The 24,465-nt window shown below is 70.8% G+C and carries 26 protein-coding genes and 1 pseudogene; 11 read left to right on the forward strand and 16 right to left on the reverse strand.

The genetic code is table 11. From position 1 onward, the window contains the following. Position 1: 1 nt before the first annotated feature. Entirely contained in the window at positions 2 to 358 is a 357-nt protein-coding gene (locus HGB54_RS07800) for an HNH endonuclease (protein ID WP_228545741.1), read from the reverse strand. Positions 359 to 406: 48 nt separating this feature from the next. On the opposite strand from HGB54_RS07800, the gene HGB54_RS12755 reads away from it, so the two are divergent. Together HGB54_RS12755 and HGB54_RS07805 are read left to right on the forward strand one after the other, a co-directional pair. Then, the gene (locus tag HGB54_RS12755) at positions 407 to 538 is read left to right on the forward strand and encodes a hypothetical protein (RefSeq protein ID WP_267237826.1); all 132 of its coding nucleotides are present in this window, start codon (positions 407 to 409) and stop codon (positions 536 to 538) included. A 30-nt stretch (positions 539 to 568) separates the two neighbouring features. Further along, entirely contained in the window at positions 569 to 1,048 is a 480-nt protein-coding gene (locus HGB54_RS07805) for a GNAT family N-acetyltransferase (protein ID WP_228545742.1), read from the forward strand. 24 nt (positions 1,049 to 1,072) lie between these two features. On the opposite strand, the gene HGB54_RS07810 is transcribed toward HGB54_RS07805, so the two are convergent. The 3 genes from HGB54_RS07810 to HGB54_RS07820 all read right to left on the reverse strand — a co-directional run bounded on the left by HGB54_RS07810 (position 1,073) and on the right by HGB54_RS07820 (position 5,438). Beyond that, a complete protein-coding gene (locus tag HGB54_RS07810; RefSeq protein ID WP_168915939.1) occupies positions 1,073 to 2,101 on the reverse strand; it encodes a CNNM domain-containing protein in 1,029 nt (342 codons plus the stop codon). After that, positions 2,098 to 3,633, reverse strand: coding sequence for a hemolysin family protein (locus tag HGB54_RS07815; RefSeq protein WP_228545743.1), 1,536 nt, complete (start codon positions 3,631 to 3,633; stop codon positions 2,098 to 2,100). The genes HGB54_RS07810 and HGB54_RS07815 overlap by 4 nt, the downstream gene beginning before the upstream one ends. Positions 3,634 to 3,839: 206 nt before the next feature. Continuing rightward, on the reverse strand, positions 3,840 to 5,438 hold the full coding sequence (locus tag HGB54_RS07820) for a bifunctional NAD(P)/FAD-dependent oxidoreductase/class I SAM-dependent methyltransferase (RefSeq protein ID WP_168915940.1): 1,599 nt from the start codon (positions 5,436 to 5,438) through the stop codon (positions 3,840 to 3,842). A 65-nt stretch (positions 5,439 to 5,503) separates the two neighbouring features. Between HGB54_RS07820 and HGB54_RS07825 the strand changes: the two genes are divergently transcribed. Further along, the gene (locus HGB54_RS07825; protein ID WP_168915941.1) at positions 5,504 to 6,064 is read left to right on the forward strand and encodes a helix-turn-helix domain-containing protein; all 561 of its coding nucleotides are present in this window, start codon (positions 5,504 to 5,506) and stop codon (positions 6,062 to 6,064) included. Positions 6,065 to 6,189: 125 nt separating this feature from the next. Beyond that, positions 6,190 to 7,089 carry a GyrI-like domain-containing protein gene (locus tag HGB54_RS07830; RefSeq protein WP_168915942.1) on the forward strand — a complete coding sequence of 300 codons (900 nt, stop codon included), beginning with the start codon at positions 6,190 to 6,192 and terminating at the stop codon, positions 7,087 to 7,089. Here HGB54_RS07830 and HGB54_RS07835 read toward each other — a convergent pair. Beyond that, a complete protein-coding gene (locus HGB54_RS07835; protein ID WP_168915943.1) occupies positions 7,086 to 8,657 on the reverse strand; it encodes an SPFH domain-containing protein in 1,572 nt (523 codons plus the stop codon). The genes HGB54_RS07830 and HGB54_RS07835 overlap by 4 nt on opposite strands. 84 nt (positions 8,658 to 8,741) lie before the next feature. Between HGB54_RS07835 and HGB54_RS07840 the strand changes: the two genes are divergently transcribed. Then, positions 8,742 to 10,112, forward strand: a complete 1,371-nt coding sequence (locus HGB54_RS07840; protein ID WP_168915944.1) for a DUF2130 domain-containing protein — start codon at positions 8,742 to 8,744, stop codon at positions 10,110 to 10,112. Positions 10,113 to 10,131: 19 nt separating this feature from the next. Here the strand turns inward: HGB54_RS07840 and HGB54_RS07845 are convergent, their stop codons facing one another. Beyond that, on the reverse strand, positions 10,132 to 10,785 hold the full coding sequence (locus tag HGB54_RS07845) for a nuclease-related domain-containing protein (protein WP_168915945.1): 654 nt from the start codon (positions 10,783 to 10,785) through the stop codon (positions 10,132 to 10,134). 249 nt (positions 10,786 to 11,034) lie between these two features. Here HGB54_RS07845 and msrB point away from each other — a divergent pair, with 249 nt between their 5' ends. The 3 genes from msrB (at position 11,035) to HGB54_RS07860 (ending at position 13,228) form a co-directional block, all read left to right on the forward strand. Beyond that, positions 11,035 to 11,499 (forward strand): peptide-methionine (R)-S-oxide reductase MsrB, encoded by a 465-nt coding sequence (gene msrB / locus HGB54_RS07850; RefSeq protein WP_168915946.1) that lies wholly within the window; start codon positions 11,035 to 11,037, stop codon positions 11,497 to 11,499. A gap of 84 nt (positions 11,500 to 11,583) precedes the next feature. After that, on the forward strand, positions 11,584 to 12,129 hold the full coding sequence (msrA, locus tag HGB54_RS07855) for a peptide-methionine (S)-S-oxide reductase MsrA (RefSeq protein WP_168915947.1): 546 nt from the start codon (positions 11,584 to 11,586) through the stop codon (positions 12,127 to 12,129). 133 nt (positions 12,130 to 12,262) lie between these two features. Further along, positions 12,263 to 13,228, forward strand: coding sequence for a serine hydrolase domain-containing protein (locus HGB54_RS07860; protein ID WP_228545744.1), 966 nt, complete (start codon positions 12,263 to 12,265; stop codon positions 13,226 to 13,228). 8 nt (positions 13,229 to 13,236) lie between these two features. Here the strand turns inward: HGB54_RS07860 and HGB54_RS07865 are convergent, their stop codons facing one another. After that, positions 13,237 to 13,707, reverse strand: a complete 471-nt coding sequence (locus tag HGB54_RS07865) for a DUF5997 family protein (protein WP_323740658.1) — start codon at positions 13,705 to 13,707, stop codon at positions 13,237 to 13,239. 66 nt (positions 13,708 to 13,773) lie between these two features. On the opposite strand from HGB54_RS07865, the gene HGB54_RS07870 reads away from it, so the two are divergent. Continuing rightward, positions 13,774 to 14,328, forward strand: coding sequence for a LysR substrate-binding domain-containing protein (locus HGB54_RS07870; RefSeq protein ID WP_168915948.1), 555 nt, complete (start codon positions 13,774 to 13,776; stop codon positions 14,326 to 14,328). 66 nt (positions 14,329 to 14,394) lie between these two features. Here the strand turns inward: HGB54_RS07870 and HGB54_RS07875 are convergent, their stop codons facing one another. The 7 genes from HGB54_RS07875 to HGB54_RS07905 form a co-directional block, all read right to left on the reverse strand. Further along, the gene (locus tag HGB54_RS07875) at positions 14,395 to 14,979 is read right to left on the reverse strand and encodes a winged helix-turn-helix domain-containing protein (protein ID WP_168915949.1); all 585 of its coding nucleotides are present in this window, start codon (positions 14,977 to 14,979) and stop codon (positions 14,395 to 14,397) included. Between the two features lie 22 nt (positions 14,980 to 15,001). Further along, on the reverse strand, positions 15,002 to 16,294 hold the full coding sequence (locus tag HGB54_RS07880) for an RNA polymerase sigma factor (protein WP_168915950.1): 1,293 nt from the start codon (positions 16,292 to 16,294) through the stop codon (positions 15,002 to 15,004). Between the two features lie 22 nt (positions 16,295 to 16,316). Next, entirely contained in the window at positions 16,317 to 16,649 is a 333-nt protein-coding gene (locus HGB54_RS07885; RefSeq protein ID WP_168915951.1) for a YciI family protein, read from the reverse strand. A gap of 15 nt (positions 16,650 to 16,664) precedes the next feature. Next, a complete protein-coding gene (locus HGB54_RS07890) occupies positions 16,665 to 17,021 on the reverse strand; it encodes a YciI family protein (RefSeq protein WP_168915952.1) in 357 nt (118 codons plus the stop codon). 586 nt (positions 17,022 to 17,607) lie between these two features. After that, positions 17,608 to 17,988, reverse strand: coding sequence for an SHOCT domain-containing protein (locus HGB54_RS07895; RefSeq protein ID WP_168915953.1), 381 nt, complete (start codon positions 17,986 to 17,988; stop codon positions 17,608 to 17,610). A 401-nt stretch (positions 17,989 to 18,389) separates the two neighbouring features. Next, on the reverse strand, positions 18,390 to 18,992 hold the full coding sequence (locus HGB54_RS07900) for a response regulator transcription factor (RefSeq protein WP_168915954.1): 603 nt from the start codon (positions 18,990 to 18,992) through the stop codon (positions 18,390 to 18,392). Continuing rightward, entirely contained in the window at positions 18,989 to 20,203 is a 1,215-nt protein-coding gene (locus tag HGB54_RS07905; RefSeq protein ID WP_228545745.1) for a sensor histidine kinase, read from the reverse strand. Before HGB54_RS07905 ends, HGB54_RS07900 begins: the two co-directional genes overlap by 4 nt. A gap of 159 nt (positions 20,204 to 20,362) precedes the next feature. On the opposite strand from HGB54_RS07905, the gene HGB54_RS07910 reads away from it, so the two are divergent. After that, on the forward strand, positions 20,363 to 20,923 hold the full coding sequence (locus HGB54_RS07910; RefSeq protein ID WP_168915955.1) for a small multidrug efflux protein: 561 nt from the start codon (positions 20,363 to 20,365) through the stop codon (positions 20,921 to 20,923). An 866-nt stretch (positions 20,924 to 21,789) separates the two neighbouring features. On the opposite strand, the pseudogene HGB54_RS07915 reads toward HGB54_RS07910, so the two are convergent. Then, a pseudogene (locus tag HGB54_RS07915) lies at positions 21,790 to 23,038 on the reverse strand (IS256 family transposase). A gap of 433 nt (positions 23,039 to 23,471) precedes the next feature. Between HGB54_RS07915 and HGB54_RS07920 the strand changes: the two are divergent. Further along, on the forward strand, positions 23,472 to 23,693 hold the full coding sequence (locus tag HGB54_RS07920) for a hypothetical protein (protein WP_168915956.1): 222 nt from the start codon (positions 23,472 to 23,474) through the stop codon (positions 23,691 to 23,693). A gap of 181 nt (positions 23,694 to 23,874) precedes the next feature. Here the strand turns inward: HGB54_RS07920 and HGB54_RS07925 are convergent, their stop codons facing one another. Continuing rightward, the gene (locus HGB54_RS07925) at positions 23,875 to 24,426 is read right to left on the reverse strand and encodes a DUF1643 domain-containing protein (RefSeq protein ID WP_168915957.1); all 552 of its coding nucleotides are present in this window, start codon (positions 24,424 to 24,426) and stop codon (positions 23,875 to 23,877) included. Positions 24,427 to 24,465: the final 39 nt, after the last annotated feature.

The following is a 24,465-nucleotide window of genomic DNA, read 5'->3' on the forward strand; positions in this document are numbered from 1 at the left end:
TCTATCCGGGCGCCGCGGCCTCCCCGAGCGCCCGCCGCACCGCGACGTACCGCTCGAGGAACGCCCGCTCGTCGAGCCGCTTGCGCCGCAGCCAGCTCGTGACCTCGTCGTTGCTCTTGCTGGCGTTGCACGAGGCGCAGGCGGGCACGACGTTGTCGACCGTGTAGCGGCCGCCGCGCGAGATCGGCTGCACGCAATCCTTCTGCAGCGCGGCCTCGGTCGTGCCGCAGTAGGCGCAGCCGCCCCAGGCGGCGACGAGCGTCGCCCACTCCCCCGCGGTGAGGTCGTGGGTCTGCAGCGCCATCCGGCGTCGGCGCTTGATCGCCGCGCGGCCGGCCCTGCTCCTCGGGTGCACCACGCGTCCAGGGTAGGCGGCGACCGCGGCCGGCGGCGCTACCCTCGTCGCATGCGCGTGCTCGACGGCGAGGTGCGGGTGGTGCCGGCGTCCGAGGCGCTCTGGGACGACCTCCAACTCGTGCTGACCGGCGCCGCGGGGCGCTGCCAATGCGAGCGCATCCGCATGGGCGACCGCGAGTGATGGCACCTGCCGGTCGCGCAGCGGCTGGCCGTGCTGCGCAGCGAGGTGGGCTGCGACGACGCGGGCGGGGCCGGGCCCGGCAGCGGCATCCCGCGCGATGCGGCGCGCACGATCGGGCTGGTCGCCCACCTCGACGGCGAGCCCGCCGGGTGGTGCGCGGTGGATGCCCGCCCCGCCTTTCGCCGCCTGGCCGGCAACCCCGTGCCCTGGGCCGGCCGCACCGAGTCGAAGGACGACGGCACGGTCTGGGCCATCGCCTGCCTCATCGTCCGGAGCGGCTTCCGCGACCGCGGACTCACCTACCCGCTCGTGGCCGCCGCCGTCGAGCACGCCCGCGCCCACGGCGCCCGCGCGATCGAGGGCTACCCGATGCTCACCGGCGGCGAGCGCGTCGTCTGGGACGAGCTCAACGTCGGCCCCGTCGGGCCCTCCCTCGCCGCGGGGTTCACCGAGGTGAGCCGCCCGACGAAGCGCCGCGTCGTGATGCGGCTCGACCTCGCGGACGAGTAGACAGCGCCGCCCGCCCGACGGGCCCTAGATCACCGCGATCTGCTCCTCCGGCTGCGGCAGCACCTTGCGCAGCACGTCCGACAGCGTGACGACGCCGACGAAGCGGCCGTCGTCGATGACGATGGCGAGCTGTTGGCTCAGCGCGCGCATGCGGGCGAGCGTCTCGTACACGGGGGTGTCGGCGGCGAGCACGAGGGCGTCGCGGGCGAAGGGCGCGGCCTGCGCCTCGGGCTCGTCGAGCAGCGTGTCGCGCACGTGCACGACGCGCGGCACCTCGGCCGCCGGGTCGCCGAAGAGGATGCGCATGTGCCCCGAGGAGGCGGCGGCCGCCTGCACGTCGGCGACGGTCGCCCCGACGGGCACGGCGGTCGGCGTGGCGCTCATGTCGACGAGCTCGTCGAGCCGCAGCGTCTCGAGGTCGATGACGCCCTCGAGCGAGTCGCGGAACTCGGGCTCGAGCGCGCCGCTGCGGGCGGAGAGCTCGACGAGGTGGCGGATGGTGTCGGCGTTCTGCCCGCCCACCGCGGCGCTCTCGACGGGCTCGACGCCGGAGGCCCGCACGAGGCGGTTGGCGATGCTGTTGACCCAGCCGAGCAGCGGACGGAACGGCCAGATGTAGATGCGCGACGGGATGCCGATGACCTTGGCCGCCGTCTCGGGATGCGCGATCGCCCACGACTTGGGGGCCATCTCCCCGACGACGAGGTGCAGGAAGGTGACGATGAGCAGCGACAGGCCGAAGGCGAGCGCGCCGGCGCCCCACTCGGGCAGTCCCCAGCCCTCGAAGATCGGGCCCATCCAGTAGTCGAGCGCGGGCTTCGTGATGGCGCCGAGGGCGAAGGTGCACGCGGTGATGCCGAGCTGCGCGCCGGCGAGCATGAGCGTCAGCTCGTTGACGCCGCGGAGGGCGGCGCGCGCCGAGGGGTCGGTCGCGGCCGTCTCCTCGAGGCGGTGCCGGCGGGCGCCGAGCAGGGCGAACTCGATGATGACGAAGAACGCGCTGAGCGCGATGAGGCCGATGGTGGCCAGCGTGACGATGATGCCGTCGCTCATCGGTCCTCCTCCTTCGCGGCCGAGGCGCCCGTCGCGCTGGTCGTCTCGGTGACGGTCTGCTCGGTCGGCGCGGCGGCGGTGGCCGCGGCGGTCGCGTCGGCATCGGGGGCGGCCCCGAGCTCGGGATGCTCCGCCTTGCCCTCCCCGTCGGTGTCGACCGTCTCGTCCTCGCGGTCGCCCTCGCGCTCCACGAGCGTGACCCGCACCTCGCTCGGCACGTGCCGCTCGATCTCGAGCACCTCGATCTCGAGCGAGCGGTGCACCTCGCGGTCGTGCACGAGGTCGCCCGGGTCGTCGGGCAGCTCGACGACGACCGTCTCGCCGGCCTCGGGCAGTCCGCCGCGCGCGGCGATGACGAGCCCGGCGACGGTCTCGTAGTCGCCTTCGGGCAGCTCGTAGCCGATGGCGCGGTGGGCCTCGTCGACGTGGACGTCGCCGCCCATGCGCCAGACGTCGTCGCCGTCGGGCTCCACCGAGGGGGCGGAGTCGTCGTCGTGCTCGTCGGTGATCTCGCCGACGACCTCCTCGGCGAGGTCCTCGAGGGTCAGCACGCCGGCGAAGCCGCCGTACTCGTCGATGACGCAGGCGATCTGGTTCCTGCTGCGGGTGAGCTCGGCGAGAGCATCCGGCAGCGCCATGAGGGTCGCCAGCACGAGGGGCGGGCGCATGAGCTCGGTGACGGGCGTCTCGCGGGGCAGGGTCGTGCCGAGCACGTCGGCGAGCTGTACGACGCCGAGCGGCTGGCTCTCGTCGTCGACGACCGGGTACCGGGTGTGGGCGCGGGCCATCATGGCGCGCACCTCGCCGATGGTGGTCGTCGGCGGGATGGTGTCGACGAGCGAGCGGGGGATCATCGCGTGCTCGACGTCCTGCTTCGGGAACTCGAGGATGCGATCGATCATGAGCGAGAGCTCGGCCGGCAGGTCGCCGCTGTCGCGGGAGTCGCTGACGATGCGCTCGAGATCCTCGGCCGTCGCGCTCGAGTCGACGTCGTGCACGGGCTCGATGCGCAGCAGGCGCAGCAGGGCGTTGGCGGCCGCATCGAAGACGGCGATGAGCCAGCCGAACACGGTGAGGTAGATGATGGTCGAGCGCGCGAGGCGCCGGGCGAGCGGATCGGGGCTCGCGATGGCGAGGTTCTTCGGGTAGAGCTCGCCGAAGATCATCTGCACGACGGTGGCGAGCACGAGCGCGAGCACGGTGCCGATGCCGATGCCGACGACGGCGGGGATGCCGATGCCGCCGAGCAGGGTGCCGATCGAGGCCCCGATGAGCGGCTCGGCGACGAAGCCGACGAGCAGGCCGGTGACGGTGATGCCGAGTTGCGCGCCCGAGAGCATGAAGGAGGTGCGCTTCGTGACCTTGAGCGCGCGCGCCGCGGCGGCGTCGCCCGCGTCGGCCTGCGCGCCGAGCCGGTTGCGATCGACCGACATGTACGCGAACTCCTGGGCCACGAAGTAGCCGTTGGCCGCGATGATCGCGAGCGTCACGACGATGCCGAGCAGCAGCAGCAGGATGCCCTCGATCACCATGCGATCACCGCCGTGCGGCAGGAGGAGGACGAGGGTCTATGGGAGCAGTCGCCGGTATCGGAACCGGCGGGAATGGCCGTGGAATCCACAGTCGGGGCTCAACGCCTTTCAGAAGGTGAGAGTCGGGGGTGCGTTCCCAGGGTACGCGGGCGCGGTTCGGGATGCCCAGCCGGGCCCCGCACGCACAGCCCCCGCATAGACGCCCCTCAGCCGTCGCGCCGCTCGCCCGGGGCCGCCCGCCGCACCCGCAGCACCCCGTCCGTCACCGCGTGCCGCTCCCCCGTCACGCGTTCGACCGTGCGCGCGCGGGTCTCGACGACCTCGACGATCCACTCGGCGGGGTCCAGCCGCAGCGCATCGAGCTCCTCCTGCGGGCTCGGCAGGTCGAGGGCCGGATGCCCGTCGCTCGGCGCACCCGCGGGCGGTGCGACGTGCGTGATGAGCAGCAGCCGCCCGCCCGGGGCGACCCGGTCGAGCGCGCGATGCAGCAGCGCGAGCCGGTCGAGCGCGGCCGGCGAGTGCAGGAAGCTCGCGACGACGAGGTCGTAGCGCCCCTCGACCGGCCAGGGCGCGGCGAGGTCGGCGACGTGCGCCTCGACCGAGCCCGTGCCGCTCCGCAGTGCCGCACTCGAGGCCGCGAGCTGCTGCGCTCGGTGCACAGCGGTGGGCGCGATGTCGAGCGCCGTGACCCGCCAGCCGCGCTCGGCGAGCCAGAGGGCATCCGCCCCTTCGCCGCAGCCGAGCTCGAGGGCCGTGCCGGGGACGAGATCGTCGGCGGTGGCGAGCAGCGTCGCGTTGGCGCGGCCCGACCACGAGCGCTCGGTGCCGGCGTAGCGGTGCTCCCAGAAGTGCGCGGGCGAGGCGAGCAGCGCGCGATCGCCGTCCTCGGCCACCAGCGCGGCGTTGACGGCCGCGCCCGCCATCGTGCCGCTCGCCATCGCGAGGGGGATGCTCGCGAAGGGCGCCACGACGTTGCCGGCCGCCCAGACCCGGGGCGCGGCCGCGCCCATCGCGTCGACGACGAGGGCGGCGCCGGGCTCGGTCGACCGCTCCAGACCGAGGGAGTCGACGAGGGCGTCGTCGAGCCGCGGCTCTCCGCCGGTGAAGAGCGCGTCGACCGCGTGCCGGGCGCCGGCGGCGTCGACGATCGCGAGCGGGGCATCCCGATCGGGCCCCGCGGTCTCGACGGCGATGACGGGATGCTCGACGATGCGCACCCCGCGCGCCGCCAGCCGCGCCCGCACGGCGTCGCCGAGCGCCTCCCCCGCGGCCGCGCCGAACAGCACGACGTCGTCGCTCCACTGGCGCACGAGTTCTGCCTGGTGCAGCGACGCGGGGCCGGTGGCGAGCACGCCCAGGCGGCGCTCGCGCACCTCCCAGCCGTGGCAGTAGGGGCAGTGCAGCACGCGGTCACCCCAGTGCGCGGCGAGCCCGGGCACGGCGGGCAGCTCGTCGACGATGCCGCTCGCGAGCACGATCGCGCGGGCGGCGAGGGTCGTGCCGTCGTCGAGGGTCGCGGTCACGCGGTCGGCCGTCGCTCGGGCGCCGACGACCCGCGCCGAGCGCACCTCGACGCCGTACCGGGCGACCTCCTCGCGTCCCCGGCGCAGCAGCTCGTGCGGCGCGATGCCGTCGTGCCCGAGCACGGCGTGGGCGGTCGCGGCGGTGCGGTTGCGGGGCTCGCCGGCGTCGAGCACGAGCACCGAGCGGCGGGAGCGACCGAGCATGAGCGCGGCGCTGAGACCGGCGGGGCCGCCGCCGATCACGAGAGCGTCGAGCAGGGGCGTGGGGGTGGGCGTCGTCATGGTCCCACCCTGCGGTCGGTGCGATCGTGTGGCAAACTTCCTTGCAGATTCAGCAAGGAGGCGCGATGCGTGAATTGGATGCCCTGGGCCCCCGCCTGCGCGCGGCGCGACGCCTGCGCGGTCTCACCCTCGACGAGCTCGGCGAGCGCGCGGGCGTCTCCCCCAGCACGATCTCGCGGCTCGAGTCGGGCAAGCGCCAGGCCAACCTCGAGCTGCTGCTGCCGCTGTCGCGCCACCTCGGCGTGCGCATCGACGACCTGCTGAGCCCGGTCGACGCCGACCCGCGGGTGCGCCGGCCGAGCATCCGCCGCCACGGTCACGTGATCGCGCCGCTCACGGCCGAGACGGCGCCGATGCAGACCTACAAGATCACCTACCCGCCGGTCGACGCGGTGCCCGCGCCCCGCGTGCACGACGGCTACGAGTGGCTCTACGTGCTGAGCGGCCGGCTGCTGCTCGTGCTCGACGAGACCCGCACCGAGCTCGAGCCCGGCGAGGCCGCCGAGTTCGACACGCGCGTGCCGCACAGCATGAGCGCGCTCGGCGGGGCGCCGGCGGAGGTCATCAGCATCTTCAGCGACGCCGGTATGCGGGTGCACCGGTACGCCGAGCCCGACGAGGGCTGAGCCGCCGCCGGCGCGCGCCGCGCATCCCACCGCATCGGGCACCGATCATCGGACGCCCCGGCGCGCCCGCGCCTACCGTGGGGATCACGACGCCGGCGACCGCCGGCAGCGCGGAGGGAGAGGCGATGGACGGCGGGAACGAGGCCATGCGGGCGATCGACGACCGGCTCGAGGCCGAGATCGACGTCGCCGAGCTGGCCCGCATCGCTCGCACGAGCGAGTACCACTTCCGTCGCATGTTCTCGACGCTCGCGGGGCTGCCGCTCTCGGAGTACATCCGCCGGCGGCGCCTGACCGTCGCCGCGGCGGCCGTGCTCGCGGGGCGCGAGACGCTCAGCGACATCGCCGTGCGCTTCGGCTACGGCTCGGCCGACGCCTTCGCCCGCGCCTTCGCGGCCGTGCACGGCACCGGGCCGGATGAGGCGCGCCGCACCGGCGCCGCGCTGCGCTCACAGTCGCGCCTGTCGTTCCATCTCACCGTCGAAGGGAGCTCCCCCATGGAGTACCGCATCACCCCCCTGCCCGCCTTCCGCATCGTCGGCCGCAGCACCCGCGTGCCGCTCGTCTTCGAGGGACCCAACGCCGACATCGAGCGGTTCACCCGCGCGCTCGGCCAGGACGTGCGCGCGAGCATCGCCGCGATCGGCGAGCGCGCCGGCGACGGGATGCCCGCCGGCTCGCTCTCCGTCAGCGACGAGTTCGACGAGTCCCGCGCCGAGGGCTCGATGCTGCGCTACACGATCGGCGCCGCGACCCGCGCGGAGGCGTCGCCGCCGGCCGACCTTGACGCGATCGAGGTCGCCGCCGGCGACTGGCTCGTGCTGTCGACCGAGGGCCGGGTTCCCGAGGCGCTGCAGCAGCTCTGGCCGCTCGCGTACGGCGAGTGGCTGCCGGCGAACCCGTACCGGCTCGTGCCCGGCCCCGAGATCCTCGCGGTCGAGCCGATCGGTGACGGCTCGACCGCGCGCGCCGAGCTCTGGCTGCCGATCGAGCCGGAGCCCGCCGCGAGCACCGCGACGGCCTAGCTGCCCGAGGGCTCGCTCGGCGTCGACTTCTTGCGCGGCGAGGCGGTGCCCGCCGGGGCGGCCGGTGCGGTGCCGCCGGCGAGCGCCTCGCCGATGGCGGCGCCCGCGGCCGAGCCGGTGGCCCGGCCGGTCATGATCTCGGAGATGTCGATGCCGACGAGATCTTTGATGAGCTTCGTCGAGGTGGCGAGCTGCCCGGCGACGTTGTCGCCGATCTGCCCGACGCCGTCGCTCGAGATCACGGTCATCGACGAGATGGCCGACAGCGGCTCGGAGGCTGCGCGCACGATGGCGGGCAGCTGGTCGATGATGCGCTGCTTGAGCAGGGCATCCGCCCGCTCGGCCAGGGCCTCGGCCTGCGCGCGGGTCGAGTCGGCCTCGGCCGTACCCTTCGAGCGGATGGCGCTGGCCTCGGCCTCGCCCTCGGCGACGAGCGCCTCGGAGGCGGCGATGCGGCGGTTCTTCTCGGCGATGCCCTCGGCCTCGATGGCCTGCGCGGCGGCGATGCGGCGGTTCTTCTCCGCGATGCCCTCCGACTCGATGGCCTCGGCGGCGGCGCGGCGCGAGTCGCGGTCGGCGGCGGCGTTCGCGACGGCCGCGGCGGCGGCGCCGTCGGCCTGCTTCTCGAGGGCGTAGGCCTGGGCGTCGGCGACGGCGCGCACCTCGGCGTCGAGCTCCTGCTTGCGCAGGCCCACGCGCTTGGCCGCGGTGATCTCCTGCTGGGCGACGACCTCCTGCTGGGCGATCGCATCGGCGAGCGGCTTCGCGGCGGAGGCCTCGGCGCGCGCCTTGTCGGTCTCCTTCTGAATCTCGGCGTTGCGCAGGTCGAGCTTGCGCTGCTGCTCGGCGATCGCCTGCGCGGCGTTGATGCGCGCCTCCTCCGAGGCCTGCTGCGCGATGGCCTCGGCGACCTCGGCGACCTGCTTCACCCGGGCGGCCTCGGCACGACCGAGGTCGCGGATGTAGTTGTTGTCGTCGTCGATCTCCTTGATCTGCAGCGTGTCGATCTGCAGGCCCTGGATGTCGAGCGCCTCGCGCACCGCCTCGAGCACCTGCTCCTGCAGCGCCGAGCGGTTGGTGATGATCTCGGTCACCGTGAGCTGACCGACGATCGATCGCACCGAACCGCTCAGCACCTCCTCGGTCGACGACTCGATCTGGTCCTGCTGATTGAGGAACCGCTGGGCGGCGGCGCGCACCATCGTCTCCGAGCCGCCGACCTTCACCACGGCGACGGCGTTCACCTTGATCGTGATGGCGTCCTTCGTCTGGGCGGTCGCCTGCACGTTGAGCTGGCGGCTGCGCAGGCTGAGCTTGAAGTAGGCCTCGACGACGGGCTTGACGAAGACGCGCGAGCCGAAGACGACCTTCTGGCCGACGTTGTCGAACTCGTTGTTCTGGGGGCGCTCCTGCGTGGCGCGCTGCTTCGAGGTGACGATGATCGCCTCATCGGGCTTCGCCACCTTGATGCCGCGCAGCAGCACGACCACGGCGACGAGGACGAGCGCGACGACGATTCCGACGATGACGAGGGTGGTCAGCTGTTCGCCGACGAGGGAGGGTGACATGTCGACAGTATGTCGGATTCCGCACCCCCGGGTAGCGTTCATCGTGAGGTCGACGGCGCCGAGCCCGCGGCCGGAGGGAGCACCGTGCACGAGGTCATCTGCCCGCACTGCAACAAGGCCTTCACGATCGACGAGGCGGGCTACGCCGACATCGTGAAGCAGGTGCGCGACCGCGAGTTCGACCAGGCGCTGCACGACCAGCTCGCCCTCGCCGAGCGCGAGAAGGCCGCGGCGCTCGAGCTCGCCGAGGCCAGGGCCGCGAGCGAGCTCGAGCGCGCCGCCGCCGCGAAGCAGGCTGAGATCGAGCGGCTGAAGGCCGACATCGCCTCGGCCGACGTCGCCCGGCAGCTCGCCATCAGCGAGGCCCTCGCCGCCGCGAACGCCGATCGCGAGAAGGCGCTCGCCGCCGCGAACGCGGAGCGCGAGAAGGCCGCGGCGCAGCTCGCGCAGCAGGCGGCGGAGAAGGCCGCCGAGGTCGAGCGGCTGCGGGCGGAGCTCTCATCCACCGAGCTCGCGAAGCAGCTCGCCGTGTCGGAGGCCGTCGGCGCCGTCGAGCGGGAGCGCGACCGCCTCGCCCTCGAGCTCGAGCAGCGCAAGTCGGAGCAGCAGGCGCGCGAGATCGCCCTGAAGGAGCAGCACGGCACCGAGGTGGCGCTGCTCAACGAGGCCATCGCCGTGCACAAGGACTTCAAGGCGCGGCTGTCGACGAAGATGGTCGGCGAGACCCTCGAGCAGCACTGCGAGATCGAGTTCAACCGGATGCGCTCGGCGGCGTTCCCGAACGCGTACTTCGAGAAGGACAACGACGCGTCATCGGGCAGCAAGGGCGACTACGTGTTCCGCGACCGCGATCAGACCGGCGTCGAGTACGTGTCGATCATGTTCGAGATGAAGAACGAGAGCGACACGACCGCGACGAAGAAGCGCAACGAGGACTTCTTCAAGGAGCTCGACAAGGACAGGAACGAGAAGGGCTGCGAGTACGCGGTGCTCGTGAGCCTGCTCGAGCCCGAGAGCGAGCTCTACAACGGCGGCATCGTCGACGTCTCGCACCGGTTCCCGAAGATGTACGTCGTGCGGCCGCAGTTCTTCATCCCCATCATCACGCTGCTGCGCAACGCGGCCGCCAGCACCATCGCGGTGCGCGGCGAGCTCGCGCGCATCCGGGAGCAGAACGTCGACATCACCGACTTCGAGGAGCGGCTGACGACGTTCAAGACCGGCTTCGCCCGCAACTACGACCTCGCGTCGAACCAGTTCCAGGAGGCGATCAAGCGCATCGACGAGGCGATCAAGGATCTCGAGAAGACGAAGGAGAACCTGCTGAAGTCGTCGAACAACCTGCGGCTCGCCAACGACAAGGCCGACTCGCTGACGATCAAGTCGCTCACCCGCGGCAATCCGACGATGCAGCAGCGCTTCGCCGAGCTCGAGGGCTCCGAGGAGGCCCTCTAGTCGATCGCCGCTCGCCGCGTCAGACCGAGGGGCGGAACCGCGTCTCGGCGGCCGCCGCCACGGCATCCACGTCGACCGCGCCGGAAGCCGTCGCGAGGATGCGGTCGGCGAGCCGCGCCCGCCACAGCACCTCGACCCCGCGCACGCTGAACGCGCCGCCGAACAGCGGCCAATCGGCGTCGACGAAGCACAGCGCCGACCGGATCGGGTTGCCGGGGATGGCGGCGCAGACGCGCGCGGACTGCCCGAGCACGCCGTCGATGAGCCGGGTCTGGTCGCGGCCGCCCACGATGAGCGACTCGGTGCGCGGCCGGATGATGCCGCCCTCGACGCGCAGCTCGGGCCGCCTCTCGGCGTAACGCTTCGCATCGATGACCCAGACCGCGCCGGGCGTGATGACGATGTGGTCGATGTTCGCTCTCGAGCCCGGGATGCGCCGATCGTGCAGCACCCGGATCGAGTCGGAGGCGAGCGCGTCGAGCGCCTGTCCGACCTTCTCCTCGCCGACCGCGCCGATGCTCCACGCGCGCGTGCTGCGGCGCTCGGGCGTGAGGGCGACGGCGAGCCCGCCGAGCCGGCCCCACTGCTCGCGCGTGCGCTGCTCGTCCTTCGCGCGGCGCCGGTCGTACTCGCGTCGTGCCGAGGCGCCCGCAGCGCTCGTGTCGCTCGTCATGGGATCCCGTCCTCGCCCGGCCCCTCGCGCGCACCGCCCGACCGGGCGCCGCGTCGCTCCGTGAGGAGTGCTCGTACCGTACGTCGGACGCTGCGCCACGGCATCCCCCAGTGGTGGGGGTGCGATTCTCGGTCCGTTCCAAGCCCATCGGGAACGGATGCGCGCCTCCGCCTGTTGTCATGAGCACGACGTGCCGGGCCGCCGCCGCCAGCGCCGGCTCCGAACCGTCGACGGACGTAAGGAGAAGCCATGACCACCGAGTACCGCGCCACCCCCGAGGCCATCGCCCGCCTCACCCCGATGCAGCGCAAGGTCACGCAGAACGACGGCACCGAGCCGGCGTTCCGCAACGAGTACCACGACCTCAAGGCGGCCGGCATCTACGTCGACGTCGTCTCCGGTCAGCCGCTGTTCTCCTCCCTCGACAAGTACGACAGCGGCACCGGCTGGCCGAGCTTCACGAAGCCGATCGAACCGGGCGTCGTCACGACGAAGAGCGACCGCATGCTCTGGATGGTGCGCACCGAGGTGCGCTCCTCCGGCGCCGACAGCCACCTGGGCCACGTGTTCGACGACGGCCCGCGCGAAGCCGGAGGGCAGCGCTACTGCATGAACTCCGCGGCCCTGCGCTTCGTGCCGGTGGCCGAGCTCGAAGCCCAGGGCTACGGTGCCTACCGGGCGCTGTTCGACTCGAGCTCCGACGCGACGGCCTGAGCCGTGCATCCCTTCATCGAACGATTCGCGAGCCGCCTCACCGGCCGCGCCCAGCCCGCCCCATCCAGCAGAGGAGACCGCACCATGACCGACACCGGCAGCATCACCCGCACCCCCGGCACCGAGACCGCCGTGCTCGCCGGCGGCTGCTTCTGGGGCATGGAGGATCTCGTGCGCCGCCAGCCCGGAATCCTGGGCACGCGCGTCGGCTACACCGGCGGCGAGAACGACCACCCCACCTACCGCAACCACCCCGGCCACGCCGAGGCGCTCGAGGTCGTCTTCGACCCGACGAAGACCAGCTACCGCGACGTGCTGGCGTTCTTCTTCCAGATCCACGACCCCTCGACGCTCAACCGCCAGGGCAACGACGTCGGCACGAGCTACCGCTCGGCGATCTTCCCGCTCAGCCCCGAGCAGGAGCGCGTCGCGCGCGAGACCATCGCCGACGTCGACGCCTCGGGCCTCTGGCCGAACAAGGTCGTCACCACGATCGAGCCCGAGGCGCCCTTCTGGGAGGCCGAGGAGGAGCACCAGGACTACCTGCTGAAGTACCCCAACGGCTACACCTGTCACTTCCCGCGCGCGAACTGGGTGCTGCCGAAGCGCGACGAGGTCGCGGCGAGCTAGCCCCGGCACGCAGCTGCTAGAACGGCGGCGTCGGACGACGAGAGTCGCTCCGTCGCCGCCGTTCCTATGCGGGCGGGACGCTCGGCCGGACCGGGGGCGACGCGGCCCGCGCTCGCTGTGCGACGATCGAGCCGTGACCACCACCTGGAGGGGCGACGCCTCCCTCGCCGCAACCGCCGGCGCCCTGCTCGGCCGGGCCCACACGGTAACCGCCATGACCACCGTCACGCCGGAGGGCTTCGCGACGGCCTCGATCGGCGCGGCCGACGACGCCGACTTCGAGATCGGCTCCGTCTCCAAAGCCCTCACCGGGATGCTCTACCGCGAGGCGATCGGCCTCGGCCGGGTCACCCCCTCCACGACGCTCGGGTCGCTGCTGCCGCTCGCCGACCACGGCGCGGTCGAGCGGGTCACGCTGGAGTCGTTGGCCACGCACCGCTCAGGTCTCCCCCGGCTGCCACCCGCGATGAAGGTCTGGCGCCGAACCTGGCGCCTGTACACGAAAGGCGAGAACCCCTACGGGGACACCCTCGCCGAGCTGCTCGAGCAGGTCCGCGGCATCACGATCGGCCCGCCGCGGGCGGTGTACTCGAACCTCGGGTTCCAACTGCTGGGGCACGCGGTCGCGGCGGCCTCCGGCGTTCGGTACGGCGAACTGCTGCAGAGCAGGTTCGGTGACGCCTTCTACGCCCCGGCCACGGTCGACGAGCTCCGGCCCGGCGCCCTCATCGGGGCGAGCAGGCGAGGAGCGGCTCGCGCCCCGTGGACCGGGGAGGGCATCGCGCCCGCCGGGGGCATCCGCGCCACCATCGGCACGATGCAGGGGCTGCTGCAGCGCATCCTCGCCGGCACCGCCCCCGGGATGAGCGCTCTGGACCCCGACACCGAGTTCTCGAACGGGGTGCGCATCGGCGCCGGCTGGATCACGCTCGGCCGCGGTGCGCAGTCGATTACCTGGCACAACGGCGGCACCGGCGGGTTCCGCAGTTGGGTCGGCGTCGACCGGGCGGCGGAGGTCGGTGCGGTCGTGCTGACGGCGCGCGACGCCTCGGTCGACCGGGCCGGGTTCCGGTTGGTACAGAAGCTCAGCGGGCGCTGAGCCCGCGATCAGACCAGGTCGTCGCCCTCGTCCTCGTCGCGCACGTCGTCCTCGCCGTGCTGCCGCGCCGACGCCGGCCGCTCGCCGATCGCGGTGCCCAGCGGGCGGCCGGACCCGGGAACGTGCTTCTCGCGCTCGTCCACGAGCCACTGCGGCCGCTCGTCGAGCAGCGCGCGGATCTCGGCCGTCGTCATCGAGTCGCTGACCCCGCCGCGGGCGAGCGCCGAGTTCGAGACGCCGAGGCGACGCGAGACCTCGTCGCGCGGGTGCGGGCCCTCTTTGCGCAGCGTCGTCAGCCACTCCGGCGGGCTGTCCTGCAGCTCCTGCAGGGCATCCCGCGAGATCTGCTGCGACTGGAACTGCTCCGGCGTCGCCGGCAGGAACACCCCGAGCTTCTTCGCGGCCGTCGCCGCACTCAGCATCTGCTGCTTCTTCGGCTTCGGCTGCTGGCGGTTGTCCTCACGCGGCGCATCGGTCATGCACCCGAGCGTAGCGACCCGCGGGCCCGCCCGACCGCCGCCCGGCCCCGCCGGTAGCCTGAGCCCATGCCCGATCCCCTCGCCGTCGCCTTCGTCACCGGCGTCACGCCCGGCAAGTGGGAGCGCACGTGGCGCGAGCGCCGCCCCCGCGGCCGCCTCGACCTCGCGCCCATGACCCAGGCCGACGCCCTCGCCGCCCTCGACGCCGGCACCGCCCACATGGTGCTCGCCCGCGACGTCGCCGCCGACGACGACCGGCACGCCATCCCGCTCTACCGCGAGGCGCCCGTCGTCGTCGCCCCGAAGGGCTCGCTCGTCGCCGGCCTCGACAGCGTCAGCCTCGACGAGCTGCACTCCCTCGAGGACGTCACGATCCTGCCCATCGACATCATCAACGGCACCGGTGAGGATGCCGTCGCCCTCGTCGCCGCGAACGTGGGGGTGTCGATCATGCCCCAGTCGGTGGCGCGGGTCCTCTCGCGCAAGGACGTGGTCGCCCGCCCGCTCGTCGGCGCGCCGGAGACCGGCATCTCGCTCGTCTGGCCTGTGGTCGGGGCGCACCCCCTGTGCGACGAGTTCATCGGCATCGTGCGGGGTCGTACGGCGAACAGCTCGCGCTGAGAGACCCCACTCCGCCGATCAGACCGTCGACGGCCTCGCGCTGGTCCTCGGATAGGGGCAGCAGCGTCACGACCACTCTCCGATCAACGGCATCCGAGGCTGCGCGGCGACCTGCTGCAGGAAGCCGCCGCCTCGTTCCGATTCGAGTTCCACGGCGCTGAGAATAGTGACGTTCACGGGGCGCCCAACTCGACCTTCCACTCGCTCGCAGGCGGCGTAGACGGCGTCGGCGTCAGGGCTTCCGATGACCATCACATCGATGTCGTTCGCCGCGGGCCCCGCACGGCCTGCCGCCCTCGCCGCGAACGACCCGTAGATGAACGCCACCTCGATGCGGTCGATCGCCGACAGCTCATGGGTGAGGAACTGGGCCGGTCCGGCGACGACGGCGAGGATCGTCCGCAACGGTTCGACGATCGGGCTGTCGGAGTTCGCCGCGATCAGGCGTGCGCGACCGACCGAACGCTCGGTGAGGATGCCCGCCTCCAGCAACCGCCCGACCTCGCGGTGCGCTGTCGCGTACGGTGTCGCCGCGCGCTCGGAAATCTGAGCGAGCGTGAGCTCGTCGTCGCCCAGCAGCAGGCTCGCCAGCAGCCGCGCTTGCGCGTCCGATCGGAAGATCGGCGCCAGGAGCGGAGGCTGGTTTCTCATGTAATGGAGGTTAATATCCATTTCATTGAGGGTCAAGCTCGTTCACGCGCCGCTGCAGGAACCGGCGCTCGGCCTCGGAGGGCGCCAGCTCGAGCGCGCGGCGGTAGTGCGGCAGGGCATCCCCAATGCTGCGGCGGCGGCGCAGCAGGTCGGCCCGCGTCGCGTGCAGCAGGTGGTAGCCGGCGAGGCGGGCGTCGAGCTCGAGCGCGTCGAGGAGCGCGAGCCCCGCATCCGGCCCCTGTGAGAGCGCGACGGCGATCGCGCGGTTGAGGTCGACGACGGGCGACGGCGCGATCCGGCCGAGCGCCGCGTAGAGCTCGGCGATGCGCGCGAAGTCAGTCGCGGCAGCGGTGGGAGCGGTGGCGTGCTCGGCGGCGATGCGGGCCTGCAGCAGGTACGGGCCGGGCGGGGCGGCGAGGGGCTCGAGGGCGCGCTCGGCCTGCGCGAGCATCCCGAGGCCGTCGGCAATCGCGGCGGCGTCCCACCGCGTGCGGTCCTGATCCTCGAGCAGCACCAGGTCGCCGGCCGCGTCGATGCGCGTCGCCGCGCGCGAGTGCTGGAGCAGCTCGAGCGCGAGCAGGGCGAGCACCTCGGGCTGGCCCGGCATGAGCGCCGCGACCAGCCGGGTGAGGCGGATCGCCTCCTCGGCGAGCGCGGGCCGCACGAGGTCGGTGCCGCTGCCCGAAGAGTAGCCCTCGGTGAAGAGCAGGTAGAGCACGGCGAGCACGCCGGCCGTGCGCTCGGGCAACAGGTGCGGGGGCGGCACGCGATACGGGATGCCCGCCCCGCGGATCTTCGCCCGCGCCCGCACCAGCCGCTTCTGCATCGACGCCTCGCTCACGAGGAAGACGTGCGCGGTCTCCGCGACGCTCAAGCCGAGCACGGTTCGGAGCGTGAGCGCCACCCGCGACTCCATGGCGAGGGCGGGGTGGCAGCAGGTGAAGATGAGGCGCAGGCGGTCGTCGTCGAACGCGTCGGTCGGCATCGTCGACTCCTTCTCCCCCTCGCTGTCGATCGACGTTTCGACCGCGTGCCGACGCGCGGCGCGACGATCGGCGTCGGCCTTGCGGATGGCATCGACGGCGAGATTCCTGGCCACGGTCGACAGCCAGGCGCCGGGGTTGTCGGGGATGCCCCGCTCCGGCCAGACCGTCAGGGCTCGGGCCAGGGCGTCCTGCACGCAGTCCTCGGCGAGATCCCAGTCGCCGGTGAGGCGGATGAGCGTGGAGACCACGCGCAGGCGCTCGGACGCGGCGACCGAGGCGAGGGCTCGCGCCGCCTCGGTCGCCGCATCGGATGACGCGAGACCGGTCATCCCGCGCCGTCGGATCGGGCGATCACTCGAACGGCCACACCGGCCGCACCTCGACGCGGCCGAAGCGCGCCATCGGATGCGCCGCGGCGATCTCGAGCGCCTCGTCGAGGTCGGCGACGTCGATGAGGTCGAAGCCGGCGATCCACTCCTTCGACTCGGTGAAGGGGCCGTCGGTGAGGATCGTCCTGCCCTCCCGCACGGTCACGGTCGTCGCGTCGGAGGGCGGTCGCAGGCGGTTGCCGACGCGCGAGGCACCGCGGGCGTCGAGGTCGGCCGACCACTCCTCGATGTTGTCCTCCTCGGGGATGTAGGCGGGGGCTTCCGGGTCGCTGACGATGAGCAGCAGGTACTCCATGGTGATCTCCTTCGATCAGTTCGGGTCGGAGGCGTGCACGAGACGGCGCACCTCGATGGGCCAGTAGCGGGTCTCGGCGAACCGGCCGGCGATCTCGACGACGCGATCCTGGTCGGCGACGTCGACGATGTAGTAGCCGCCGACGTACTCGGTGCCCTCGGTGAAGGGGCCGCGCGAGACGACCGGCGCGCCGCCGTGCTGACCGACGACCGTGACGTTCTCGATGTCGAGCTCGTTGGTGTCGACGAACTCGCCGCGCTGCCGCAGATCGTCGATGACGGCGCCGTGCGCGGCCTCCAGCTCGGCGCTGCGCCCGTCGGCCCAGGCGGCCTCCGCCGATTCGTTGGAGTGGATGAGGATCATGAAGCGCATGGATGCTCCGCCTTCCGTCGGGGACGATTACACCAGTACGACGAAGCACGGGCCGGCGGGAGGACACATCGCCTCCGATCGCGCGGCACCTACAGCCGCGCAACTTCCGCAGAAACCCGGCGACGGCGGACGGCAGCGCGTGCCCCAGCATGCCGGGACAGGTGTGCTGGGTGACGGTGACGCAGCCGGTCACCTTCGTGCGCCGCAGAGACTGTGCTGCCATGACGCCGTCGAGGTGTGGGATCTACCGGCCGAGCAGACACACCATCCCTATCGACATTTACATCTGCATCTACATCGGTGAGGATGCGTCGTCCTCGTCATCACGAACGTGGGGGCGTCGATCACGTCCCCGTCGGTGGCGCGAGTCCTCTCGCGCGAGGACGTGTTCGCCCGCCCGCTCGTCGGCCCACTGGAGACCGGCATCTCGCTCGTCCGGCCCTTCGTTGTCCCCCCTGTAAGACGAGTTCATCGGCGTCGTGCAGGGCCGCGCGGCGAATAGCTCGCGCTGGGCGGGAGACTATTGGTCAGCAAGATGGTTGTTTCTCCGCGCGTTCGAAAGGGGCTCGTGAGTTGCCGAGACACTTCACATGCGCCCGAGAAGCTCAGTCTTCTTATCTGAAAATTCCGCCTCGGTGATGATGCCCAGATCACGGAGTTGGGCCAGCTGCTTCAGTTGCTCCACGACATCTACTGCGGACGGTCTCGGCTCCAGCGGAGCACTGGAAACCTGCTCAAGAACGAGCTCCGAAGCTGGCGGTTGGGGAATGGTCGGGTCCGGTTCGCCTTGCGATTCGGCGAAGTAATCGGTCCAAGCCTCTCCGTTCCACCACCGGAAACGGCCGTCTGCTTGCGATACCCACCTTGCTGGGTTCGGCTTGGCTTTCTTCGGCTTTGGCGCCTTACCCGAGCGTGATGCGGATCCGGCCGGCTCGTTTCGCACGTCGGCATCCGTGGCGACGACCATCTCAGCTGACTTGCCCAAGTGTTCGGACATTGGGTGGCCACACGGCCTGCAACGTCGCCGCGCGAGATGCGCAATACCGAAGGTCGAACCGTCGGCAATCGTCCGACCAATCGAACGCCCTAAGCCCGTGAAGGCATGGCCTGTACACATGGCGCAATCGCGACATCCAGCGGCCATTAACGTGCCCTTCAATCAATTACTTTGCAGGAACCTGCCCGAGCTTAGCCTCGCCCGGGTGCGGTGGTGAAACATCTAGTTCTGGCTCTCGCAGCATCGTTGTTTCGCGCGAACTCGTCGAAAGTGATTGTCGTGTCCCCAATACGCGACACGGTCACGGCATAGTGCGGGGCCGCACGCCGAACAGCTCGCGCTGAGCATGCTGACGCCGGCGATCGCGGCACTTACAACCAGCCCCGCTCCTCCGCCATCCGCGTCGCCTGCTGCCGGGTCGGCACCCCGAGCTTGGTGAGCACCGACGAGATGTGGTTGCGCACCGTCCCCGGTGCCAGCAGCAGGGCCTTCGCGATCTGCCCCGTCGTCTGCCCCTGCGCACCGGCGCGCAGCACGTCGAGCTCGCGATCGGTCAGCGGGGAGCGCTCATCGGTGAGCGCGTCGGCCGCGATCTCGGGGTCGACGTAGCGCGCGCCCGCCGCCACCTTGCGGATGACCGCCGCGACCTCGTCCGCGCCGCGCGACTTCGGCAGGAACCCGGCCACGCCCGAGGCGAGCGCCCGCCGCAGCACCCCGGGGCGGGCGTGCCGGGTGACGATCACGCAGCGGGTCGCCGTCGTGCGCCGCAGCGCCTCGGCGACCTCGACGCCGTCCAGGTGCGGCATCTCCAGGTCGAGCAGACACACGTCGGGCAGCAGCCGCTGCGCCTCCTCGAGCGCCTCGCGGCCGTCCGCGCACTCGGCGACGACGTCGATGTCGTCCTCCAGGCGCAGCAGAGCGGCGAGCGCCGAGCGGATCATGCCCTCGTCGTCGGCCAGCAGCACCCGGATCACGACGGCACCGCCGGCACGATCATCGTCACCGAGAACTCCGCGGCATCGCGATGCACTTCGAGCGTGCCGCCCGCGTCCTTCGCCCGACGCTCCAGACCCTCCAGGCCCGCTCCCCCGCCATCGTCATCAGCGACGGGATGCTCGCCCGCATCGTTCGCGATGCGATACCGCCACGACTCACCCTCGCGGGTCAGCGACAACCGGGCCCACTCGCCGCCGCCGTGCCGCAGCACGTTCGTCGTCGTCTCCCGCACGACCGGGCCGAGCACATCGGCCGGGGCCGCATCGCAGTCGCCGTCGACCTCGACCGCGGCATCCGTGCCCGCCGCCCGCAGCAGGTCGACCGCGTTCGACAGCTCATCGCGCAGCGACGCCGAGCGGAACCGCAGCGCCAGATCGCGCGTGCCCTGCCGGGCGTCGTCGACGCTCGCCCGCGCCGCCCGCAGCTGCTCCATGCTCGCCTCGGGGTCGCGCTCGAACAGCCGCTCCGCCAGCTCCAGCTGCAGCGCGATCACCTGCAGGTGATGCCCCTGCAGGTCGTGCACGTCGGTCGCGACGCGCAACCGCTCCTGCGTGGCCGCCAGACGGGCCTCGGAGAGCCTCGCGCGATCGAGGGTCACGAGCACATCCCACCACCACAGCGAGACGACGACACCCGGAGGGGCCATCGCCGAGAAGACGAACAGCACCCAGGTGAGGGCGTCGAGTCCGCCGAACACGAGCTGAGCATCCAGGATGCTCAACGCCGCCAGCAGCGCCGTCGCCACCATCGTCACCCGCAGCCGCATACCCGCCGGCCACCGCAGCAGCATCGACGACTGCACGAGCGGCAGCACCGCCAGCACCCACACCCCGGCGAGCAGACCCGACACCGCACCGACCACGACCGCGACGATCAGCGCGGCCAGCGCCCGACGACGACGGGTCGCCGCCGAGGCACCCGGGTGATCGCGGTAGTCGTAGAGCAGGACGAGCGTCGACGCGAACCAGACGAGCCCGCCCACGATGACGACCGCGCTCTCGCTGGCCGACAGCCCGAGGCGGTTGAGCGACTGCCCCCAGATGAAGAGCACAGCGCCATGGATGATCAGCACGCCCGCGACCGTGTACCACCACGTCGCCGTGATGCTTCGCGTGAAGTTGAACGCCGAATCGGAGAGGCCGGCCTCGGACGCCGGAGCACCCACCGCGGGGTCGGAATGCCTGAACACGGGGCCAGCCTAAACGCATGACAAATGTCACCCAGCGGGAGCGCGAAACGCTCGGAAACCAGTGACGGAGCGACACTTACCCGAACTGCGCCCCGGCGATGAAATGGAGGCACGAACGAACAACCGCCGGAACCCCGGCACAACGAACAGGAGAACCCCATGACCGTCTTCGATTTCTACCAGGACCTCGTCGGCCAGGTGCCCGAGCTGGTGCAGCCCCTCGTCGTCGCCCTCGCCGGCGCCGTGCCCTTCATCGAAGGTGAAGGCGCCGCCACCATCGGCATCATCGGCGGCATCAACCCCGTCGTGGCCGGCATCGCCGCCGCGGTCGGCAACTTCCTCGCCGTCGCCGTCGTCGTGATCCTCACCTCCGGCGCCCGCCAGGCCGTCGTCACCCGCACCCGGGCGCGCGCCGCGGCGACCGTCGGCGGGGGTGGCAGTGTCAGTGACGAGCGGATGGCCGAGCTGGAAGCCGATATGGCCACGAGTGCCGGCTCCTCCAAGCGCCGCGCCAAGTTCGAGCGGGCCTTCGAGCGCTACGGCGTTCCCGGGGTGAGCCTGCTCGGCCCGCTCCTCCTCCCGACCCACTTCACCGCGTCGATGCTCACCGCCTCCGGCGTGCGCAAGAGCCTCGTGCTCGTGTGGCAGGCCGCCGCGATCATCCTCTGGACGACCCTGTTCACCGTGATCGCCTCCGGCCTGATCGGAGTGGTCAGCTGAGCGAGACGACCGGGCGAGAGCCTGGATGCTCGTGGCCTGGCCCCGCGGAGTCGAGAGACTTCACGGGGCCAGAGTCGTTTCCGGCGAGAACGCCTCCACCCAGAGCTGTGCTGATCAGGATGCTGATGCCCGCGTCAACGGGGTCGCCACAGATGGCTGCACGACTCGGTTGGTGACTCGATCCATTGCCACGCGCCGCTCACTCAAGCGTTGCGTTACTCACCAGGCATCAGGCATGCTGACGCGGTCGTAAGTCCCATCAGGGCATTCCGCAGGGCCGGAGCTTTACAGCCGCCGGTTCAGATGTGGTCGGTCATCAAGCCGGAGCGCGTCGTTTCCTCTAACGAAGGGAGCGGCGATGCCCGCTTGCACGAAACGTCCCTACCCGAGTGCTGCTGTCGCGCGCCGTGTCCTCGAACGAATCCGCGGCACCGGACCTCGACGTCGGGAAATCGGCGTCTACCCCTGCGCCACCTGCCACGCCTTCCACCTCACGTCAGACGCCGGCTCCGCACGGAACCGGTGGACCGTCCCGCCTGCGCCGAGCCTTCGTCGAACCGCGGCCTCGGTCGACCGGCCCGTCAATCGGGCTGCACAGCGAACTCCTCCTTGATCGCCAAGTCGGGTCTCGCGAGCAGCACTCCGGTGAGCGCGGGGCCATCGCGAGCCAACGCGCGGTACAGAGCCAAGAGGTCGATTGGCAGGCCATGCCGGAACCCACGCTCTGTAGCCGGGCGAGGAAGCAGTGACGGTTGATGCATCACAGGCCTGAAGTTTCTAGTTCGAGCCTTCTCCAGGAGCGATGGAATGCAAAGTCGAGGTCAAGTCCCAGGTAGTGGTGTAGCGCGGTCCTTCGAAGTGATGGGTTAAGCGCTGAGTTCGAGGACGGTGTCGGTAGTCACCTCGTTTCCGGTGTCGGGCACGAGGCTCAGACGGGACTTGGCGAGGATGTCGAGGCCGAGGTAGCGGCGTCCTTCGGCCCATTCGTCGGTCTGCTCGGCCAGGACCGCGCCGACGAGGCGGACGATCGCGTCGCGATTGGGGAAGATGCCGACACTGTCGGTGCGGCGGCGGATCTCTCGGTTCAGGCGCTCGTTGGGGTTGTTGGACCAGATCTGCTGCCAGAGCCCCTCGGGGAACTGCGTGAACGCGAGGATGTCCGCTCTCGCGGCGTCGAGGTGCTCGTGCGCGTCGGGCAGCTTGCCGTCGACGTAGTCCAGGAGTCGGTCGAACTGGGCGTGGACGGAGGCTGCGTCGGGCTGGTCGTAGACGGAGTGCAGCATCGCCTTCACCGCCGGCCACATGCTCTTCGGGCACACGGACATCAGGTTCGCGGCGTAGTGCGTCCTGCATCGTTGCCAGCTCGCGCCGGGCAGGTTCGCGGCGATCGCCTCCACGAGGCCTTGGTGGGCGTCGGAGGTGACCAGACGAACCCCGCCCAGGCCGCGTGCGACGAGATCGGCGAAGAAACGAGTTCCAGGCCGCCCCTGTTTCGGAGGTGGCGACCCGCAGGCCGAGGACTTCGCGGCGTCCGTCGGCGTTGACGCCGGTCGCGATCAGCACCACGGCGTTGATCACCCTGCCGCCTTCACGCACTTTCATGGTCAGCGCGTCAGCGGCAACGAAGGTGAACGGTCCGGCATCACCAAGAGGGCGGTGGCGGAACTGCTCGACGTGCTCGTCGAGATCGGCGGCCATGCGCGAGACCTGCGACTTGGACAGCGAGTGGATGCCGAGGGTCTTCACCAGCTTGTCCATCCGCCGGGTGGAGACCCCGGCGAGGTAGCAGTCCGCGACGACGGTGATCAGCGCAGTCTCAGCGCGCTTGCGGCGCTCCATGAGCCACTCGGGGAAGTAGGTTCCTGACCTCAACTTCGGGATCGCGACGTCGACCGTCCCGACGCGAGTGTCCAGCTCGCGGCGCCGATAGCCGTTGCGCTGCGTGAGCCGATCGGGGCTGGGTTTGCCCCATTCGGCGCCGACGACGGCGTCCGCGTCCGCGGACAGCAGTGCGTTGATCATGGTCTGCAGCAGGCTGCGCATCAAATCCGGGGACGCCTCGGCGAGAGCCTCGCCAAGAACGCCAGCAGGGTCGACAATATGTGGAGCGGTCATCGTGTGTGATGCCTTTCGAGTGGGATGTGAGAATTTCCTCGAAGGAACACCACGGTGACCGCGCCCACGTCCAAGACGACGAGCCAGCCACCGGGCTACACCACCTTATGGGGCACTACTAAAGTCGAAAGTTGGCGGCCCTCGATGTGGCACCCGATCGCCGAGTGCGCTTCGTGCAAGTCGCGCCTGGCTCGGCAGAAAATCCTCATGTGTCTGACAAGCACCAGACTCAAGCGGGAGCTGTGGGACGAGTTGGTGTGGATCAGCCTGGGCCAGCTGGGATGTATGCGGGCACCCAGGGCAACCCTTTCCTAGGAAAATACGACGGCCGAACACATCGGCTTTGGGTTCCTCCACCTCGAAGCGATGTCGCCGGCAACACCGGTCGTGCCCGCGCTCGATCATCTGCCGACTCAGTCTGTAGCATCGGGTCATGCCCACCGGACCTGAACATGCGCACGTCACGAACACGTGGGTAGACGGCGAAATCACCCAGGACTACGTGACCTGTCGGTGCATGATCGGCGAAGACCACATCGATGGTCCGCAGTATGGCGACGACGAGGACGACAGCGACGGCGATGGCGTGTCGTTTGCAGGTGCCGAGGAGATCTATGACTCGAGTGGTCGCGACGAGGATTACGACTTCCGATAGTCGGAGGGACCCGATTCCAGGCTGGGACTCTCCCGCCGGGAACAGTCCGCGAACTCTAAGAAGGTTGCGGATATCGGCGATTGACACGTTCGCCGGCGAGCGAAGATTGAATATCCGGGACCGTGCACAACAAAACTTCACGCTCTCCGGCGGTCGTCGCGCTTCAGGTTCAGGTTCAGGTTCAGGCTAGGTAACGCTTCGATCCGCTGATGTTCCAGACTGCGCCGCGCGGCGTTGGGTGTCGCGGCGAACCCGATTTGGTGAGCGTGCCGAAGTGGTAGACGCGAGTACCCCTTGCGTGCAGCGCGGTGCGCGTTCGCTTCAACGCCTCCCTAATCGTGTGGTTCGGCGGGTTGCCCCAGGCGCCGAGGACTTCATTGACAGCAAATGTGTCAAGGACATCGTCGATCACGGCCCAGTTCCTTGCCCAAAGGACGGCGTCGAAGGCGCCGAGCATGTTGGGTTTGGTCCGACGTTCTGGGTACAGGTTGAGCATCAGCCATCCGTCATGACCGAGTTGTGAACTCGCCGCGATCACAGTGTTGACGGTACGGTCCGACTCTGAGTGGTCCGCGTACGAGGGGTTCATCGCGATCACGACCAGAGGGTTGAGAGAACGAGAAGGTGTCAGAACTCGCCCCAGCGCGAACCGATGGTCTGGATGTTCCGGGTTCGGGTTCCAGTAATCCGGTGCCTGGCCCGCGGTGAAGTTGTATCGCTGGTTTTGTGTCATCGCTCGCAGCTCAACATCCAACTTTGCCGACCTCTGTCA

The organism is Microcella flavibacter (assembly GCF_012530535.1).
GTDB lineage: Bacteria > Actinomycetota > Actinomycetes > Actinomycetales > Microbacteriaceae > Microcella > Microcella flavibacter.